At 43.5% G+C, this 19,422-nt stretch carries 16 protein-coding genes; 3 read left to right on the top strand and 13 right to left on the bottom strand.

Features of this window, described 5'->3' with window-relative positions:
• Positions 1 to 11 precede the first annotated feature (11 nt).
• The 4 genes from ACETMN_RS15890 to ACETMN_RS15875 all read right to left on the bottom strand — a co-directional run bounded on the left by ACETMN_RS15890 (position 12) and on the right by ACETMN_RS15875 (position 5,582).
• Complete coding sequence (locus ACETMN_RS15890) at positions 12 to 1,730, bottom strand: discoidin domain-containing protein (protein WP_091018977.1); 1,719 nt, start codon at positions 1,728 to 1,730, stop codon at positions 12 to 14.
• Between the two features lie 71 nt (positions 1,731 to 1,801).
• A complete protein-coding gene (locus ACETMN_RS15885) occupies positions 1,802 to 3,487 on the bottom strand; it encodes a hypothetical protein (protein WP_091018978.1) in 1,686 nt (561 codons plus the stop codon).
• A gap of 160 nt (positions 3,488 to 3,647) precedes the next feature.
• Complete coding sequence (locus ACETMN_RS15880) at positions 3,648 to 4,517, bottom strand: carbohydrate ABC transporter permease (protein WP_017688372.1); 870 nt, start codon at positions 4,515 to 4,517, stop codon at positions 3,648 to 3,650.
• A gap of 18 nt (positions 4,518 to 4,535) precedes the next feature.
• Positions 4,536 to 5,582: an ABC transporter permease gene (locus ACETMN_RS15875; protein WP_256975272.1), complete on the bottom strand. Its 1,047-nt coding sequence runs from the start codon at positions 5,580 to 5,582 to the stop codon at positions 4,536 to 4,538.
• Positions 5,583 to 5,737: 155 nt separating this feature from the next.
• Between ACETMN_RS15875 and ACETMN_RS15870 the strand changes: the two genes are divergently transcribed.
• Both ACETMN_RS15870 and ACETMN_RS15865 read left to right on the top strand, forming a co-directional pair.
• On the top strand, positions 5,738 to 7,447 hold the full coding sequence (locus tag ACETMN_RS15870; protein ID WP_091018980.1) for a sensor histidine kinase: 1,710 nt from the start codon (positions 5,738 to 5,740) through the stop codon (positions 7,445 to 7,447).
• The gene (locus ACETMN_RS15865; protein WP_411736349.1) at positions 7,447 to 8,796 is read left to right on the top strand and encodes a response regulator; all 1,350 of its coding nucleotides are present in this window, start codon (positions 7,447 to 7,449) and stop codon (positions 8,794 to 8,796) included. Before ACETMN_RS15870 ends, ACETMN_RS15865 begins: the two co-directional genes overlap by 1 nt.
• On the opposite strand, the gene ACETMN_RS15860 is transcribed toward ACETMN_RS15865, so the two are convergent.
• The 6 genes from ACETMN_RS15860 to ACETMN_RS15835 all read right to left on the bottom strand — a co-directional run bounded on the left by ACETMN_RS15860 (position 8,790) and on the right by ACETMN_RS15835 (position 14,559).
• Positions 8,790 to 9,656 (bottom strand): aldo/keto reductase, encoded by an 867-nt coding sequence (locus ACETMN_RS15860; RefSeq protein WP_411736348.1) that lies wholly within the window; start codon positions 9,654 to 9,656, stop codon positions 8,790 to 8,792. The genes ACETMN_RS15865 and ACETMN_RS15860 overlap by 7 nt on opposite strands.
• The gene (locus ACETMN_RS15855; protein WP_411736347.1) at positions 9,653 to 10,030 is read right to left on the bottom strand and encodes an ArsR/SmtB family transcription factor; all 378 of its coding nucleotides are present in this window, start codon (positions 10,028 to 10,030) and stop codon (positions 9,653 to 9,655) included. Before ACETMN_RS15855 ends, ACETMN_RS15860 begins: the two co-directional genes overlap by 4 nt.
• Before the next feature lie 426 nt (positions 10,031 to 10,456).
• Positions 10,457 to 10,828 (bottom strand): hypothetical protein, encoded by a 372-nt coding sequence (locus ACETMN_RS15850; protein ID WP_411736346.1) that lies wholly within the window; start codon positions 10,826 to 10,828, stop codon positions 10,457 to 10,459.
• Positions 10,829 to 11,291: 463 nt separating this feature from the next.
• A complete protein-coding gene (locus ACETMN_RS15845) occupies positions 11,292 to 12,530 on the bottom strand; it encodes a DUF418 domain-containing protein (RefSeq protein WP_091019004.1) in 1,239 nt (412 codons plus the stop codon).
• 169 nt (positions 12,531 to 12,699) lie between these two features.
• Positions 12,700 to 13,440 carry a type I methionyl aminopeptidase gene (map, locus tag ACETMN_RS15840; RefSeq protein WP_091019006.1) on the bottom strand — a complete coding sequence of 247 codons (741 nt, stop codon included), beginning with the start codon at positions 13,438 to 13,440 and terminating at the stop codon, positions 12,700 to 12,702.
• A gap of 156 nt (positions 13,441 to 13,596) precedes the next feature.
• Positions 13,597 to 14,559 (bottom strand): helix-turn-helix transcriptional regulator, encoded by a 963-nt coding sequence (locus ACETMN_RS15835; RefSeq protein WP_091019008.1) that lies wholly within the window; start codon positions 14,557 to 14,559, stop codon positions 13,597 to 13,599.
• Between the two features lie 130 nt (positions 14,560 to 14,689).
• On the opposite strand from ACETMN_RS15835, the gene ACETMN_RS15830 reads away from it, so the two are divergent.
• Positions 14,690 to 15,814 (top strand): GerAB/ArcD/ProY family transporter, encoded by a 1,125-nt coding sequence (locus ACETMN_RS15830; RefSeq protein ID WP_411736345.1) that lies wholly within the window; start codon positions 14,690 to 14,692, stop codon positions 15,812 to 15,814.
• An 87-nt stretch (positions 15,815 to 15,901) separates the two neighbouring features.
• On the opposite strand, the gene ACETMN_RS15825 is transcribed toward ACETMN_RS15830, so the two are convergent.
• The 3 genes from ACETMN_RS15825 to ACETMN_RS15815 form a co-directional block, all read right to left on the bottom strand.
• Positions 15,902 to 17,170 (bottom strand): cytosine deaminase, encoded by a 1,269-nt coding sequence (locus tag ACETMN_RS15825; protein ID WP_091019012.1) that lies wholly within the window; start codon positions 17,168 to 17,170, stop codon positions 15,902 to 15,904.
• Positions 17,139 to 18,416, bottom strand: coding sequence for a cytosine permease (codB, locus tag ACETMN_RS15820; protein ID WP_411736344.1), 1,278 nt, complete (start codon positions 18,414 to 18,416; stop codon positions 17,139 to 17,141). The genes ACETMN_RS15825 and codB overlap by 32 nt, the downstream gene beginning before the upstream one ends.
• Before the next feature lie 337 nt (positions 18,417 to 18,753).
• Complete coding sequence (locus ACETMN_RS15815) at positions 18,754 to 19,404, bottom strand: hypothetical protein (protein WP_411736343.1); 651 nt, start codon at positions 19,402 to 19,404, stop codon at positions 18,754 to 18,756.
• Positions 19,405 to 19,422 lie beyond the last annotated feature (18 nt).

Below are 19,422 nucleotides of genomic sequence, written 5' to 3'. Positions count from 1 at the left end.
TAAGAACATCGTTAATTGGTGTCCGATCCAAATACCTTCACTTCCCAAAGTCTTGGCGTGTACCAATTGTTTGGATTGTTATGAAGTGCCGCATTTTGCATATTAATTCGTACATATCTGGCAGCAGTGCTCGATAGATTGTCTGAGGTAAAACCGTAAGATGTATTGTTGGTTCGATCCAATGCCACGGTCCAGTTTACATTATCCGTACTGGTCTCAATTTTATATTTGTAATAACCTTCGGAGCCTTTTTGCATCCACCAGGAGATTTGCACATTATTCATCTGTTGAACAGAGCCGAGATCGACCTTCCACCAATGTGGCCAAGAACTGCCTGTGCCGACCCATTCAGTTTGATAGCTACCATCATTAGCATAACTTGCCGGGTTTGTTCCAGTAGCCGTTTGGGCTGTTGCAGGTTTGCCTTGCGACAGAAGTTTTCCGTTCTGAACGGGAACGACAACATCATCGCTTGTGTTGTACAGAACTTGATCAAAATAATCATAAAATGCGTAACCATCGGAGAACCACACGGGAAGCAGTCTTTCCTCCGTTGTTCCATTTTGCGTACCTGCCCAACCGAACATCCAGCGATATGCAACCATAACCACGTTATTACCCGTATCTGGCTTCACCCTCATGACGGAACCCGACTGCGCCGAGAAGGTTGACGTGTTGCCAATCGTCCGTAATTCGGACCAATCTCCGTCTATGCTATTTGCTGAAGAATACAAAGGTATACTCGGATACCAGCCAGCCGCTTGGGAAGAGAACAAATAATAAATGCCATCCTTTTTGATCATTTTGGGCAGTTCCCTATGTTGATTTTGATAAATAACTGAAACTTGATGATCTACATCCAACCAATCGGAGGTTAACTTATATAAGATGGTGTCCGAATTATTATTGGCCGTAGAGATCAGATACGCCGAATCATCATCATCTTTGAAAATGGAGATATCCCGGGATTGGTTCCCTTCCGGCCGAAAGCTTTTGTGAAATGTAAAGTCTTCTCCAGGCGTGGCCGAAGCCACCGATACTCTCGCAAGCGTGTAGTCTGTACTGTTTTCATAGTGAGCCCAAAAAACAAATTTGTTCGTAGGCGCATGGTACAGGATGTTAATCCCTTCAAATTTGGAATTCGCCAGATCGGGATGATCTGTGTAGGAAAGGACCACTTTGTCGTCACCATAGGTGATATCATCTGTTGATGTCTGTTGAATCATTTCGCCAAAACCACCAGTTGGTTTTTGTACAAAATTAAATCTGTAATAGGTATCCCCCACTTTAAGTTCATTCGGGAGCATGAGAGTGGATTGTGTTGTGTTATCAAAAGTTGTGAGGTTTTCTGGAAGACTGTAAGGGGTGTATTCTGGCGAGATAGCAGAGGTTAACAAGGAAGTTCCATCGTACGCCTTCACTTGATACTTGTATGTGTTACCTATGTTAAGGTCATAATCATCCGTCGTTGTACCAGTCAGGGTTTGTAATAACGTATAAGGCGCATTGTTCTCGGATCTATACAACTCGTATACAGTCGCTCCCTGGACAGGCGCCCAATGGATTTTGGCATTGGATACTTCAGATTCATTCTTCAGGACAAACAGTGTTGAGGCGATCTTGGTCTCCTCACCACCAGCAGCATGAACGGTTTGAGCTGGGGACGTTAAATGAACGGTTAACAACATCAATGCAATGACGATAGCCATCCACGATTTACCTTTGATCATGTCTCATCATCTCCTTTTTTAGAAGACCAACCTTCCTGTTGCCGGAAGGCTGATCCAGGGTGAACTTGACTTTATTTCAAATTCATCAGTGTCATTACATCCGTCTCGCTGGCTTGGTTGTACCATTCGTTAACTTCTTCGATCACGGTGTCTCCGCCTTTTTCGTGCCACTGTTTCACAAAGGTATCAAATGCTTCAAGCGGCTCATTGCCATATATGATTTTGGTGAACGTCTCTTGTTCCATGGTGGTCAACTGTTCCCACACATTTTGCATCGTTGGCGTTGGTGGACCGTTAAACTCATTTGGCAGTAAAACATCTCTGTTTTCATACGAAATCTGATATCCATCCTGTGTCGTTTGATCTTTTGAAGCGCTTTGAATGAGGACGCCCGTGTCGGCTTTAACTCCATTCGCCAGATCGTAGTACGATTGGCCGGGACCATCAACACTCGGTGTATTTTTGGTAAATGCCATTTTCCCAACGCCTTGCACGGCTTCTAATGGCTTATTGAATTTCGTTGGATCAAAAGTGACTTCGTCGTTGACGATATCGTAATCGTATCCCTGAGCGTAGCCGTATTTGAAATCTCCCGTGCTGAACGCTGCGTCGTACATTTTATCGTAGTATAGGAAGAAGGCTTCCATGTTCTGAAAGTCCTTGTTAAACATGAACACACCATCGTTCAATTGGGCGGACTGATAGGTCTTATCACCGTTCACACCTTGAATGGTCGGATAAGCACTTATTTTTGCGCCATCCACATTCTTCTCTACGTCCTTCACACTGTCGTAAAGCCAAGGACGACCAATGATGATGCCAGCTTTCCCCTCCGTAAAATCGGACAGTGCGTCCCAAGCCCCTTGGGTGGCCAATTCTTTGTTCAAGTACCCTTTTGCATACCAGTCGCGTAACTTGGCAAGAGCCTCTTTGTTGCCGGCAGCCACAGATCCATAGGTGAGTTTGCCGTTATCGTTATGCCATTGCCTTGGAAGATGTTTGCCTGTGTATGCGCTGAATATCATGACCGGATCGCTGACCCAGCCCGTATTGTAGGAATCTTTACCTGAAAAAGTAAAGCCGTATGTGTCTTTCTTGCCGTTCCCATCTGGGTCCTCATTAGTGAACGCCGCGATGACTTGCTCAAACTCATCAATCGTTGTTGGCGCTTCCAAATTTAATCTGTCCAACCAGTCCTGGCGGATTAACATAACTTCGCCTTCCGTCAGATTCGGCGCAATCGCCATCCCGTAGACCTTGCCCTCCCTAACCACTGGATTGAAAGTGGTCGGGTATTGTTTGTATATTTCTTTTATCCGGTCAGGCATGTAGGTTGAGATGTCTTCTGTAATCTCCTTGACTTGCCCCGACTCAATCAGATCATTGACCAGCATGGTGTCATAGACAGGCAGAACGTCTGGCAGCTTCTCGGAACCCGTCAACGCCAGCCTCAGCTTGGTATTATATTGTGAAGCATCACCTCCCAGCAGGGTGGTTTGGATTTTGATACCCAGGTTTTGTTCGCCCCAACGGGTCAACACATTGTCATTCAACGTCTCACCATTGATATACTTTCCAGCATTTTCATCCTGTTGTTTGGCGATGGTGATCGTAAATGGCGGATCATATTTACCGTCCTTAAGCACCGATGCCGGTGCGGTTTCGGAAGCAGGCTCCCCTTTGCTACAGCCAGCCACAAGAATAGCCGACAGCATAACCATACTTACCATTTTCCATAAATCAGTTCTTTTCTTCATGGAAACATGCCCCCTTCACTCATACTCAATTTGTTTTCTATATAAGTTCAACTAATTGCATATTTACACTGGCACTCCGATGACAGAACAACCTTCCGAACGCTGTTATCGTGTAAATGTTTAGATGAACTTATAGTAATCCAATTTATCGTCATCCTAACTATTCTTTGACGGCTCCCAGTACGATTCCCTTCACGAAATAACGCTGCAAAAAAGGATAAACCAAAATAATCGGGAGCGTGCTGACAAAAATTTGTGCTGCCTTAATGCTCTGTTCGGACATGGCTGCCACCTCAGACTGGCTCATCGCCATATTCTGCATATTGCTCTGCACAACGACCGTCTGTAAAAACGAAGCCAACGGATACTTACTTGCATCCGACATATACAAAATCCCGTCAAACCAGGAGTTCCAGTGCCCTACCATAATGAACAAGGATACGGTCGCGATGCCAGGCAGAGATAATGGTAAATATATTTTGCTGAGAATTACGAAAAAGGAAGCTCCATCAATGAAAGCTGCTTCTTCCAGGGCTTTGGGAATCGTTTTGAAAAAATTGACGAGAAGAATCAAATTATAAGCACCGAAAGCGCCCGGTAGAACAAGAGCCCATATGGTATCCTTTAATCCAAGGGCTGTGATCAATATGTAAGAAGGTATCAAGCCCCCCGAGAAGAGCATGGTAAAGATAAAAAACCACATGAGCACGTTGCGTCCCCGAAATTCCTTGGACAAAGCATATCCTGCACAGGTAAGGATAAACATGCTGATGGTTGTACCCAATACGGTTCGAGTGATGGATGTCAGCATGGCACCGTTAAAATTAGAATTGTTGAACGTTTTTACATAGGCGTCCACGTTGAACCCCACCGGCCAAAATGAAACCATATTACCGCTAATGGCCGCTTTGCTGCTGAGCGATTGCGCCAATAGATGAAGCAGTGGCAGGAAACACGCCAGACCCGCCAGTATCATGAACGCGTAATTAAAATAGGAGAATACTCTATAACCTGTCGTCTTATGGTACATGATCCCTCCCCCTCCTTGTTAGAATATTTTGTAATTGGCGTATTTATAGGCCAGCCTGTAAGAGACAACGATCAAGATCAAGCTAATCCCCGATTTGAACAGTCCGACAGCGGTTCCGAAGCCGTATTGCCCGTTTAACAAGGATGAACGGTAGACATAGGTGTCAATGATATCTCCCGTACTGTAGACAAGCGGATTGTACAGATTGAAAACTTGATCAAAGCCCGCGTCCAGAATATTGCCCAGACTCAGCGTAGAAATGACGATAATCATGGGCAACATGCTAGGCAAAGTGACGTATCGAATTTGCTGCCGGCGTGTAGCGCCATCGATCTCGGCCGCTTCGTAATAAGATGGATTAATACCTGCAATGGTCGCCAAGTAGACAATCATGCCAAAACCAAAGCTCTTCCAAACATCACTGATCACAACCGTGAATCGAAACAGATCAGGATCACCCAAGAAGTAAATGGGATCGTTCCCGAAAATACGTGTCAAGATGTGATTGATTCCTCCGTCTAATCCCAGAATGTCGATCATCAACCCTGCCACAGTAACCCAGGACAAGAAATGCGGCAAATACACCAGTGTCTGTACACTTTTCTTAATGCCCATATTTCGAATCTCGCTCAGCAGGATAGCCATGACGATTGGAACGATAATACCAACGATAATTTTAGAAACGGCGATAATTAACGTATTCACGATCGCTTGTGTGGCTTCTTTGTACTGGAAAATTCGTTCGAAATTATCTAACCCGATCCACCGTGAACCTGTGATGCCCAGCCATGGTTTGTAGTCCTGAAATGCCATGAGCAAACCTACCATCGGGCCATAAGAAAAGATGCAGACAAACACAAATGCGGGAATACACAATACGTACAAAGGCCAGCTTTTCTTGATTTCCTTACTGAATGAAGTCCGCTGGGAAAGCTTTGTTTTTGTTTTTTTTGCGGATCTGGCGGGCACAATCTCGTTAATGTTGCATACCTCCTCTATCATGGTTCTTCGAAAGCGATCCTTGCAGTTAAGCTTAACAAAAGCGCTTTCACTCCAAAATGCCAAAATTTCAAGATCATCACCCCACCCTGAAGCACTTTAAAACCGCTTTTATTTATCGTCGTTGCTGCCCTTCCGCTTTTCGAAGGTTTGGCTTATATTTAGGTTAATCCGATCTGGAGTTTGAACTTCTACGTTTGGCGATATGAAAGGAACCACATATGATCAGAAAAATGTATATGAAACGATTCATCTATTTCTTTGTTTTTTTTCTGTTGCTGACGTTAAGTTTGTTTTTCGTGATGAACCGATTGAGTTCCAAGACACTGGAAGAAAATCTGATAGGCGCTTCCAAAAACCAGCTTGATTATGTGAAAGGCATTCTGGACGGGATTATATACGAGGCTAACATGTACGGAGTTCAATATGCAGCTGACAGTGATGTCCGATTTTATCAGAGGCATGTTATCGAGCTGAGCAATTACGATTCCCAAATGAAGAAAAACGATATCGTTGAGCGCTTGCGGCAAACGCTCCTCTCCAGTCGATCGATTGAATCGATCGGCATTTACTGGAAGTCTGAAGAAACGTTTCTGTCCACTAACAGTGCGCCGGAGGAGAGACTTCCGTTCAAGGATGTTCATGGGCGGGGATGGCAAATCGTCGGCAATAGCTTGTATTACTTTGCCCTCTACCCTTACATCCAAAAATCCGGACAAAATGAACCGACTCAGTACGTCGTTGGTGTAAAGCTGAATACCGATTATTTGAAAAATCTGCTGAAAAAGGCTGTGAACAACGACAGCTCAAACGCTTTTTTTTGGTTTAATTCCCATCAGCTATGGAGTGAGAAAGAAGTCGACAACGATCTATTGAAAGCGGTTACTAATATGATTTCTCCACAGCCGGAGATCACTTTGAAATATGATTATCACACCAAGTCGGACGATTACTATGTTCTTTCCCGATACATTGAATCAATCGACGCCTACCTGATTACATATACACAGACGAATGATTTTCTGCAACCGATTGACCGCAACCGTAAAGTTTTTTTTGCCAGCATCTTAGCCGTTTTCACGCTTGGTCTGGTTGTGATCTTTACGTTTTACCGGAACTATTACCGTAATATTCGTTTGTTGGAGCGGAAGTTTTCACAGGTCGAACAAGGCAATCATAATACACGTATTACCGAAAATACGGATAGAGAGTTTTACAGCCTGTTCAAAAGTTTTAATCATATGGTTACCGAGATCCAGGATCTGTTCGTATCCTTGAAGACTGAAACGGAACTCAGACGAAGTGCGGAACTTCAACAACTCCAGGCTCAGATCAATCCTCATTTTTTGTACAATAGTTTGTTTTTCATCATGTCGGTGGCTCAATTTTCACCTGATTCTGTCATGCGCATGAGCAAACATCTAGCTGAATATTATCGTTATTTAACGAAGTTGGACCGGCATGAAGTCACGCTGGAAAGCGAGCTTCAGTTTGCGGAACATTTCCTGATTATTATGGCTCTTAGCAAAAAAATGGAGTACAGCATTGATCTGCCGCCAGAACTGTCCTGCCTTCCCCTCATGCCGCTGATCATCCAGCCAGTGGTTGAAAATGCGATTCAACATGGAATTGAAGGACAACAAGGTGCCCATCGGGTGAAAATTGATGTAAAACAGACGGAGGCTGGAATAACGATCAAGGTCTCCGATGACGGCAAAGGTCTTTCCCTCGATGATATCCGTAGCCTGGAGGGTCGGCTTGAGAGTGATACCCCGCCTGAAGGAATTAAAGGCGTAGGGCTCTGGAATGTAAATCAACGTCTGAAAAATACGTACGGTGAACTTAGCGGGTTACATTTTACTACTAATGATTGGGGCGGCTTGTCCGTCCTGCTGCTCATCAGCATTCCCGTGGTGAAAGGAGATAACTAATGCGATTATTAATTGTGGATGACGGACATTATGTCGTGGAGTATATGAAGCACTTGCTCGATTGGAACACCTTTGGCATTGATCAGATCGAGACGATGACCAATTCGATTGAAGCCCGAGACATGTTGACTCAAAACCACATCGATATTCTGATCACTGACATCCGAATGCCTGAGGTGTCTGGTATTGATCTGCTTCAACATATCCACCAACATAACTTGCCAACCAAAGTGATCATCCTTTCCGGCTACTCCGAGTTCGAATATGCACAACAAGGAATCCGTTTAGGTGCGCTCGACTACTTGCTCAAACCTGTCGACAAAGATGATGTGGAGAAAGCCATGTCCAAAGCCATCAACAATATTGCAAAGACACGGCCCGCTCAATCTGTTGCATGGGAGAACTTCGATGGATTGGAGTATTTGCTTTCGCTTCTTGGTCATAACGAGACATTAAGGAAGCAATATGATGCTTATACTGAATTTTTAGGGGAACGCTGTTTTTGCTGCTTCAAGCTGGAGGGTTTTACACAGGAACATGAGGATGTTATAAAACGTACAGTCGGAGACAAACTGGATCGTCTCGTTTGGACTGCGGGCACGCGACTGTTCGCTCTTGTTCCGCAAGAAGCTGCTGGGGAACTGACTATCAAACTGGAGCAATCGGTCGTGTCTCCTCCATTTTTGTTGGCTGATCGAAATGTGACCCGACAGATGTTCTACAGGTTCTTCCATAATGAGGAAGTATGCCCGGAAGACTTCATTGGCATATTCAACCATTCTCCATCATGCGGTGATTGGGAGTCGGCGGGAAATATCATTAAAAAATATGATCAAATCCGTCTCCAAAAGCAAAAAATAATCTTTCTCATGGAGACGATCCTATATGTATATCTGGCCGATAAGGATTGGGAAGCATCCGAAACCGCGGATTGGATATTTAACCAGCTACGGCATCCTGATGAACTATCCTTAACTCTTTTGGATCGGGTCAGTAAGATCAGAACCAACAAACAGATGTCCATTCGAACCATCGTCGACAAAGTGCAAACCTATATCGAAGATCATCTGTCACATGGCCTTAGCCTGGATGAATTGGGAAAAGTGGCACATCTACATCCGGTCTACTTTTCCAAACTGTTTAAACAGGAGACGGGCGAAAATGTGTCAAACTACATTTCCAGGAAGAGGTTGGAGAAGGCTTCTCAATTGCTTCAAGATTCGGAACTCCGTGTAGCCGATATAGCCCAGATGGTTGGTTACCGAAAAAATCAATATTTTATCCAGTTGTTCAAAGTGGAATACGGAGTTACGCCCTATCAGTACCGGAGAAATATGATCCATCAATGAGAGCGAATAAATAACTTCATCAAATTGATATAAAACGGGTTGACCATGTAGCCATTCGGACTTACGGAATATCTTTTACCCGTGTCCAACCGTCGTATTTGTTCCATTTCCTTCTCATTCAACTCAAAGTCGAATATTTCGCTGTTCTCTTTTATCCTTTGAGGATTCGATGATTTGGGGATGACAATGATTCCACGTTGCAGATGCCAGCGCAAAATGACTTGCGCAACCGACTTCTGATGACGAAGGGCAATTGCCGCCAGCTCCGGATGCTCCAGCAGCGTTTTGTTACCCTGCCCCAACGGTCCCCAAGCCTCATGCAGAATCCGATGCCGAACCATATAATCATGCAATTCATGTTGCGGAAATTCCGGATGGGTCTCGATCTGATTTACCATCGGCGAAATCCGGGAATGTTTCTTCAGATGCTCCAGATGCCGGATCTCGAAATTGGCTACACCTATAACTTTGATTTTACCTGCGTCGTATAACTCTTCCATCGCCTTCCAAGCATTCACGTATTGAGGACCAGCAAAATGAATCAAATACATATCGAGATATGTTACGTTCAGCTTCTGGCAAGTCTGCACGAACGCCCTTTTCGTCGCACGGTAGCCCAGGTCTGTCGTCCATACCTTGGAGGTAATGAAGAACTCCTCCCTCGGAGTGCCGCTGTTTTGGATGACTCGACCTAACACCGCTTCATTACCATAAATTTTGGCCGTATCGAAATGGCGATAACCCATTCGAATAGCCTCCTCGACAGTCCTCTTGAAGGTCCCCCCGTCTTTGATCTTATATAGGCCGAACCCTAGTTGAGGAATGCCCACTCCGTTTGCCGCTGCGACTGTCTGATTCATTCGCAACTCCCCCTGTTTCCTATTTGTTGTTCCGATGCTTGTTTTTCGCATTGCGCTAGCAACTTTTCTATTTGGTTCACCAGGTTTTTCAACAATTTTAACTTGCTACCGGAGTCAAGGCTGTAATAGTTGAGAGTTCCTTCTTTACGAACACTTATTATCTGTGATTCTTTCAATATTTTCAGATGATGTGATACGGTCGGTCGGGAAAGGTGTGTCTTCATCCTGATCTCTCCTACGCGCATGCCGGGTTTTTGTGGTCCTTGAATCAAGGCTATGAGGATGGCTTGCCGGGTTTCGTCTCCGATCGCATTCAACACCTTCTGATTGTTCTTAAATTCGATAGCAATCGTGGTCGCAAGTTCCTGATCCAAGTAAATTATCCCCTTCCATTTAGAACGTGCAATACTTTTGTAGATACAGCCTATCACAATCTCGGATTCGGCTGTACATCGGGTAAGAAATTCAAGAACCTATTTTTCCCATGTCTTAAGACAAAGGATATATGTCCAGATTGAAACTGATCCAATCTAATGTGTTAGTTGCCTCCCATTTCTTCGAAAAATGTAGTAAACTCCTTCATTGCTTCCGCCGCGCTGGTTGATGCGATTGAAGACGTATCCCAAGCAAAAGTTATCCATAATTATCTAATCGATCATTGAAATAAGTCCTTTCCCCTTCAACCCCTAAGATAGGAAATTACATGGATAAAACAAAAAAGCCGCTGTTTTAGCGACCTTGAATGATATTATAAACCAACGATTCAAACGCATTGAATACCTAATCTGCAGCAGATTATTCTATGAAAAATATTTCCCTGAGTGCAAATCTTCTATTTCTTGAGAAAGTCTTTTAGTATGTGGTTTCATATAAAATTGAGCTTTTTGCAAAATATCTGTTTGCCCTCCTAGATCATACAAGATTGTAGTAGATAACACTTGTACAATATAAAGGCTCGTTTGAGTTGCCATCCATTCGAAAAAATCAAAAAACTTCTCAAGTTGTTCTGTGTCATCATTTTCACGAAGCAATCCTTCAACATAATTAGCCACTTCATCACCAAAAAACACATGTCCTAGAAACTCTTGATTTAATTCCAAATGTTCTATATAACAATCGTGGAATTCAGGAAAAAGTATTAACAATTGATTGATTAAAATGTCACTATCCATTCTCCAACCTCCATACTTACCCGTAATCATTGTTCTTTTCGTTTAAAAAACATCTTGCCAACCATAAGTCCCATAGCCGATGAACAGATCAGATATCCAAAGAACAAGAATAGTAAATAAACACCATGAAGATCTGCAGGAATCTGTTTCAAACCTTCAAACCAAGCAAAACGAAAAGGATAAAAGATGACTACCCAAATGATCAGCAAGAAAAGAAGAAAATTAATTATTTTTAGCACAATAATGATCCTTTCAAGCTTGAGTGGAAACAGTTGAATGTATATGCTTCATCTTTCATTTTGCATTACCTTACCACTGCCCGCACTATAATAGTTAGCTTATGTATTAGGGTTGATAATTCGTGTCTTGCTTTAAGTTTAGGGATATGATCGTTACGGCAAACAGAAGCCCTTTCTTTTGGTAGAACGAGCTTCTTTTTGCGTTTCACGATAACACTTTATGCTTACTGAACACCAGGCGCGTTTTCATTCGTAGTTAAGTTCGATCTTTTCTTCTTTCTTGGCTGCCCTTTCCAGGACAGATATGTCCAAATCCGTAGCAGGTACTCGACAGGACCATTGCTAAATTTCTTGAGATATAGCGGACTGAGCCACAATTGAATACCGTACACAGCAAGTGCAATAATTGCTCCGATAAACACGCCAGCACTTCCAAACAGTCCCAGGCCATATCCATAGAAAATTGTCGTACAGATTACGCTCTGCATCAGGTAATTCGTCAACGAGAGACGGCCAACCGCCTCGAACCTGCCCAACAGGCTGGAATGGCGACTTCCCGCATACAACAGTGCAAATGCATAGATGTATCCGAGTGCAAGCAACGTTCCTCCAAGCGTCCCCCCGATTCCAATTCCGAGCCAACCTTCCGCACCCAATTGTGGCGCCAATACGCCGTATGCTTTGAGTATCAAACCAACTGGAATCAATAATGATGCCCGGCGAAGATACATAGTCCGCATCGCTTGCGGATCGCTAAACGTGCCGATTCTGGCAGCGCGCATGCCGAACAGGAACATCGGCACCGTCATGAGTGGTGCTAACATCAGGGCTATCAGGGCATATGACAGCTCCAAATCCCCGCCGAATGGATCGCCGTTATTACTGAAATTCCTGATTTCCGCGTATGTGCCGTTGCCGTAAACATCCTGACTTTGAATGATGTAGTTCTCCATATGAATGGACTCAATCGCCAGCGGGTTCATCGGATTAGATGCCGGGAGACCAAGTATGCCCGCTCCCACGAATAGCAGTACCGCCCAAATAAGCAGCGTTATAGGCTTCCGATTAAGGAACATGAGCAGGAAAAAACCGAGTACGCCATAAAATGTCAGGATATCCCCTTCCCACAGATAGATGATATGCAGTAATCCGATTCCAAACAGTAGTAGAAAACGGCGTGCCAGATGACACTTTGGTCGTAAATCTCGTGATTTTAGGCTTTCCGAGAGCTTAACCATTCCAAAGCCAAACATAAATGCAAAAATCGGCATAAAACTGCCCACCACAGTGATCAGCAGGAACGAGAGGAAAGCCTGATCTGCTCCGCCAATCCCGAACAGTTGGGGTTTGCTCTGGCCATACATTCCATATTGGAAAGCCAGCATATTCGCCAGCACAATGCCGGCCAGACTGAATCCACGCAGTCCATCAATGACTTGAACGCGCTTTGTTGATGTGCTCAATCAATCACCTCTGTCTATAACATAAAGATCAGATCTAAATATACGTTAAATCCTTCCATAATTTCAACATAAATTAATAAGTTAACATTTAAATTGTGATTTACTTTAACGTACCAATACAACAAAACAAAAAAAGTCGCTAAATTTAGCGACTTTCAGTTTGAACACCTTAAATAGTGACAATAATCGGACCATTTTTAGTAAGAATAATGGTATGTTCTATTTGAGCTACATAGCTGTTTTTAGTAACAAAGGTCCAGCCATCTCCTGTTTGTTCTACTTCTTCTTCTGAAGTTGAGATAAATGGCTCGAATGCGATAACCATACCTTCTTTTAACAATTCATCATCCGATGGATCATTATAATTGTAGATGTGGTCAGGTGCTTCGTGTATTCCACGTCCAACACCATGTCCTGTAAGGTTTTTGATAACCGTTAATTCATGCTGTCTGGCAGTTTGGAATACGGCTTTTCCGATTCCGCTTTTTTTGGAGCCCGGTTTTGCTTTTTTAAGACCTGCTTCAAATGCCAGTTTAACAACGTCGCATATTTTCGTTAATACTTCTGCACCTTCGCCTACGACAAACGAGATTCCCGTATCTGCAAAATAACTGTTCTTGGAACCAGACACATCAATATTGACGATGTCCCCTTCTTGAATAACCCGATCTCCAGGAATACCATGTGCCACTTCTTCATTAACACTAATACAAGTAAATCCCGGGAAATTATATTCACTTTTTGGAGCAGAAACTGCGCCAGCTTTCTCAAAAAGCTCTCCTGCCAAATCATCAAGTTCTTTGGTGGTTATGCCTGGGATAGTTCTTTGAACCAATTCATCTCTAATAGCAGCAACAATTTTGCCAATTTCCTTCAAGCCATTAAAATCTTCTTCTGTTCTTGCGATCATTTTTTCTACCTCACTATCTTTTATCACTAATTGATTACATAAGTATTTTTTTAATTGAACATTAGATAATCATATCCAAAGCAGCAAAGCTTCGCAACTTTTTTATCAAGTTCACAGATCAAAATCCGATGAGTTCAAATACTGTCAGTGAAGTTGTTAAAGTTGATAGTATTCCATTAACTCGGATACAACAGCAACAAGTCTGTCCTTCAAGCGCTGTGGTTCGATGACTTGAATGGACTTCCCGTAGGATAGGAGAAAATAGGGGACGTATGTATCAATCGATTTTTCATCAAATAAAAAGATGGCTTGATTAGAAGTCCGCTCTTTCAGATAATGTCCCATAAACCAATGCAGCCCCAAGTCATCCAATGCCTCTGATTGGCCTTCGATAACCAAGGAAATTAACCCCTCTTTGCCCACTACATCAGGTAACAAATTTTGCATAAATAATTCACGGGCTGAAAAAACTTCCGAACGCTTAAAGCGCAGCGAAGTAGGCTTCATTCGTAGAATACGATCTGCCCGAAAGCTGCGGAATTCATTTCTCAGGTGGCAAAACGCAATGGTATACCATTTATTATTCCAGTAAACCATTCCATACGGGTCTATTACTCTATTCTTGGGTTGTTCATCACGGCTTCTGCGATAATCAATTTCGACAGAGCAGTCATTAGCCACGGCTTGCTCCAATTCCGCCAAGATCGGCTGAACGGATGGATCTCCCATGCGATTGATAACGTTAAATCCAGCTAAATGACGACGAAGTGTGTTTTCCTGATCCTGATTTGAATACATTTTCAATTTGGATGTTGCATTGTCCAATGCCTCACTCAAAGGATATCCAGCTTCTTTTGCAAACACAGCAGCTTGGAGAAGTGCCTTTTTTTCATCAATATCAAATAACAGAGGTGCTTTGATATGCTGATTCAGCAAGCTATACCCGCCGTTGTGACCTGTATCGGAAATGATCGGTACTCCACTGGCACATAATGCATCAATATATCGATATACGGTTCTTATATTGATTTCTAACTTTTCGGACATCTGTTTTGCAGTTACTTTGGTGCCTGAATTCAGCATCCATAGAATGGCTAACATATTATCGTTCTTTGGCATAACCTGCATCCTCATCTTCAATTCATTATTGGATATCTCTACATTATATCAGTACAGCATATTTTACATAAAACAACTGCGTTGGGCGATACTACCTAGAAATATATTCTCCGGTTTGGAGCGAAGGCCAATGAAGCAATCCACATCTAATATTAATACCTCCGAGGTTATTATTGTAGTTATCAATTCCATACTCGGAGCTGGAATTTTAACACTCCCTCGCACAATTAGTAAAGCAGTAGGGACACCTGATGTATGGATTTCTGTCATTTTATCAGGATTAATTGTAACCACAATCAGCATCCTCCTTGTAACCTTGTGTCGTAGATTCCCCGGTAAAACGGTATTCGAATTTATACCCGAAATTACAGGTCAGTGGATTGCTTATCTATTGGGACTTTTAATTATCGTGTATTTTGTTGTTCTTTGTTCATTCGAAGTTAGAGTCATGGCCGAAATTACAAGTATGTACATCCTTGAGCGCACGCCTACTTGGGTCACCATTATGGTCAGTTTGTGGATTGGGATTTATATGTTAACGGGTGGTCTTAAGGTCATCATCCGGGTCTTTTCAATCGTGTTGCCCGTTACGCTTGTATTGCTAGCGCTGGTTTTCCTTTTAAGTACCAAGATGTTTGAACTTAATAACCTCAGACCACTCCTGGGCGATGGATTCATGCCTGTGTTGAAGGGTCTTAAACCTTCGTGTCTCTCCTATTCCGGATATGAAGTGTTACTCATCATCACAGCTTACATGGTGGACGTGAAAACGAGCAATAAAGCTGCTATATACAGCATACTTAGTTGTACGATCATATATTTGGTCACGATTGTCACCGTGGTGGGGAATTTATCCTTGCCAGGAATTCAAACACGAATGTGGCCAACGTTCGACATGGTTCGGAGTTTTGAAATTGAGGGGTTTCTATTCGAACGTTATGAATCACTGTTCATTGTGTTTTGGCTGATGCAAATCTTTGCAACCTATGCGTTCAAACACTATTTTGCGGCAATCGGGATCCGAGATTTGTTTCGTCTCAAAAATATTACGATCATACAATTCGCAATGCTGCCGGTCTTGTATGTAATTGCTTACTTGCCTAAAAACCTGGAGGAAACGTTAGCTTTGGGTGATTTTCTTGGCAATATATCCATTTTTTTATTTGGCTTGTTACCACTGTTACTGCTGATCATTAGTTTTGTTCGTAAAAAAGGTGGGAAGCAGGCTTCTAGTGAAGCACTTAAGTCAAGCTGAATATTCGGTTTTTATTCTATGTAGACAGTACAAAAAAGCAAAAAAAGCCGCTAAAATAGCGACTTTTAATGGGAGTATATTTTCTTATTATTTATTAAAAGTAACCTTTTCTGTACCGCCGTCAAAAATGATGGATGTGTCCCGCGGCTTCGATTCCGCGATTTTAAGGCCGCCTCTGTAGGAATAAAGTACGCCGGCTTGTTTGCGAACAGCCTCATATTCGTTCTCTGCTTCAAGTACGATGAAGTTAGCAGGTTTACCTTCTTCAATACCGTATACATCCTCAATGTTCAACGTTCTTGCGCTGTTTTTCGTAATGAGGTCGATCGAATTCACGATCTGGTCGTAACCAAGCAACTGCGAAGCATGAATCCCCATGTGCAGTACTTGCAGCATGTTGCCTGTACCGAGCGGATACCATGGATCGAAGATGTCATCGTGCCCAAAGCACACATTTAGACCTGCTTCCTGCAACTCTTTGACACGCGTCAGCCCTCTTCTCTTCGGATACGTGTCGAAGCGTCCTTGCAGGTGAATGTTAACCAGCGGATTGGAGACAAAGTTCAAATCGGCCATCTTCAGCAAACGGAACAATTTGTACGTATAAGCGTCATTGTATGAGCCCATTGCTGTCGTGTGGCTTGCCGTTGTTCGTGAACCCAGTCCACGTTCGTAAGCTTCCTTGGCAACAACTTCAACAAAACGGGATTGCTCGTCATCAATTTCATCACAATGGATGTCGATCAGACGGTCGTATTTTTCGGCCAGATCAAACGCAACTTTCATTGAATCAACGCCGTATTCCCGTGTGAATTCGAAGTGTGGAATGCCGCCGACCACGTCAACGCCCATTTTCAGTGACTCTTCCAGCAATTCTGCCCCGTTTGGATAAGAGTGAATGCCTTCCTGTGGGAAAGCAACAAGCTGGATGTCCATATATGGAGCCATTTCTTCTTTTACTTCAAGCATCGCTTTAACGGCGATCAAGCTTGGATCGGTAACGTCCACATGAGTCCGTACATGCTGGATACCTTGTGCCAACTGCCATTTCAGTGCTGTTTTAGACCGTGTTTTGACATCTTCATGTGTCAAGAAAGCCTTGCGCTCTGACCAGCGTTGGATGCCTTCGAACAGCGTTCCGCTTAGATTCCATTCCGGCTCACCTGCTGTGAGCGTTGTATCGAGATGAATATGCGGCTCAATGAAAGGTGGCAGCACAAGCGATCCGTTGACATCCAGGATCTCTTCATTCTCGGTCACTTCCAGCGATTGTGCAATTCGTTCAAACTTTCCGTCTTTCACAACGATATTCCATAGTCCTTCTTTACCCCGCAATTTTGCGTTCTGTATAATCATTTATTTTCCCCATTTCTTTGGTTTCTTTGGCAGGAACAATCAGCATCAAAACGATATAGGCCACTGCTGTACCAAGCAGCGCGTTCAATGGTGTTACGCCAGGAGCCAGTTGGGCGAATGCAACACCGATGGCCCAAGCCACCATCGCTACCCAGTTTACATTTTTGAATGACATGTCGGCAAATGGCTTATAGTTTCTACGTTTTACAATGAAGTAATCTGCGATAATAATAGCCCCGATGGATGGTACCGCCGCACCCAGTACGTTCAGGAAACTGACGAAGTTGTTGTACATCCACATGGCGAATACGGTACCCACGATGCCGTTTACAATGACGAAGAATTTCTTTGAGACTTTGGTGATGTTCGCAAAACCAAGACCCGAAGCGTACAGTGCATTATCGTTGGTCGTCCAGATATTCAGGCCCAGAACGATGATCGCTGGAATGATCAATCCTTGCAGGAACATGACCTCCGAGATATCAGCCAGGTTATAAGCCATCGCACCAACCGCACCGAACAGAAACATGAGTGAGTTACCCAGGAAAAATGCAATCACTGTTGCGGTAACTGCCTGTTTCGATGTTCGGGAAAAGCGGGCAAAATCGGGTGTCAGCGTTCCGCCGCTGATGAATGATCCGATACAGATCGTTAATGCCGCCGCCGCGGTAAGCGACTGAGTCGGCGTGTAATCTAGCAACCCTTGCAGACCACCCAGCGAACCTGCACCTTCGAACATGGAATAACCACCGAGAATGGCAATCGCAGGAACCGCGATATATCCGAGAATGACGAGTGACTTCATGCCAAAGATGGCTGATGCTGTCATGGCAAGTCCAAACACAATGATCAACAGATACACGTTCCAGTCCATGGCTTTGGCGACCGGAATCGCGAACATCGCTACACCGACTCCGAACCATCCGACCTGTGTGAAGCCTAGCAGGAACGAAGGCAGATACGACCCTTTCGTACCGAACGCATATTTAGCAAGCAAATGTGTGGACAGACCGGTTTTGGCGGCGATATGTGCCAGTGCCCCTGTGTAGATACCGAGCACCAGATTGCCTGCAAGTACGATGCCAATGAACTCCATGAACGTCAAGCTGACGCCCAAGGTGCCTCCTGCCAGCATGCTTGCAGAGAAGAAAGTGAAACCCAGCATGACGGATAATGTTTTCCAAAATTGGTTTCTTTGCGATTTCGGCACGGCTTGCCATGAAAACTCTTGATCTTGTTTGCTCATCAGAATACCCCCAACATAAAGTGTATCTGATACCAAAAAAAGCAGAAAAAAGAGGCTACTCGTCAAGTTATACACTGACAAGTAGCCTCTTTTTGCATCATAATCCGCGCGAAGACACAGCGCATCGCATCCTATTACGGAATATGCCCTGATTCTCGCGTGATTATGAAATCCGCTGCCCTTGCCAGCCTCTCTGGACTGAATTAAAGGTACCAGTATTCAATTACATACTATTATTTTGGAAAACTCCGCAGTTGTCAATGTCATTATTATCCAAAGGTTATTAATTCCTTATACAACAAGCTGTTTTTTTTGATCATTCCTCCTTAACTCGAGTTTACGATATGTGTCCAACAACCTCTGGTAATACTCTTTCGTATTCCTTATACAAGACATAACGATTAACACCTCTGGAAGAGTTAAGTGCTTCATGCGCGTGCTGAATAGCGGTATCGCGGTTTTCTGCTTTGAGTTCAATACCCGCGAGCAATGTTGATCTCATCCACTGTTTTTTAATGGATTGAAGTCTTTCACGCGCCTCTTCACTTTTCCCGTCTTCCAAGAGTAGAATGCTTTCGTAATATGTACGGTAGTCCGATAAGCCGATATGAGGTACAGCTTGCCGAATGGCAAACATATCCTTGCGATATAATCCGTAAGCTGCCTTGAACTGTGCTTGTGTTGTTCTTCGCTTATATTTCTGCATAATTTGCTCCATAACTAGTTCTACCTCATCATCAAGTCTGTTTGCAAGAACATAAATAATGTATGTCCCAGGTGTATTTTGCTGCTTGGATAAAAAGGACTCTAAACGATCTATACGCTTATCAAATACTAAAGGATAAAAAACATGCTTTATAAATGCGATAAGAATAGTAACGCTTACGACCCCTATTGTCCAAAATAGTGAATAGTCATTCCCGGTCATAAACAAAACAAAGAAAAACACCGCCAAATAAAAGACGAATTCCCCCCAAGATTTCCTCATATGTATCTCCTTCGAATA

This window comes from Paenibacillus sp. M2, assembly GCF_046713495.1.
Taxonomy (GTDB): Bacteria; Bacillota; Bacilli; order Paenibacillales; family Paenibacillaceae; genus Paenibacillus; species Paenibacillus amylolyticus_B.
Note: the sequence above shows the minus strand (reverse complement) of the source record. Positions and strands in the feature narration are given on the sequence as shown.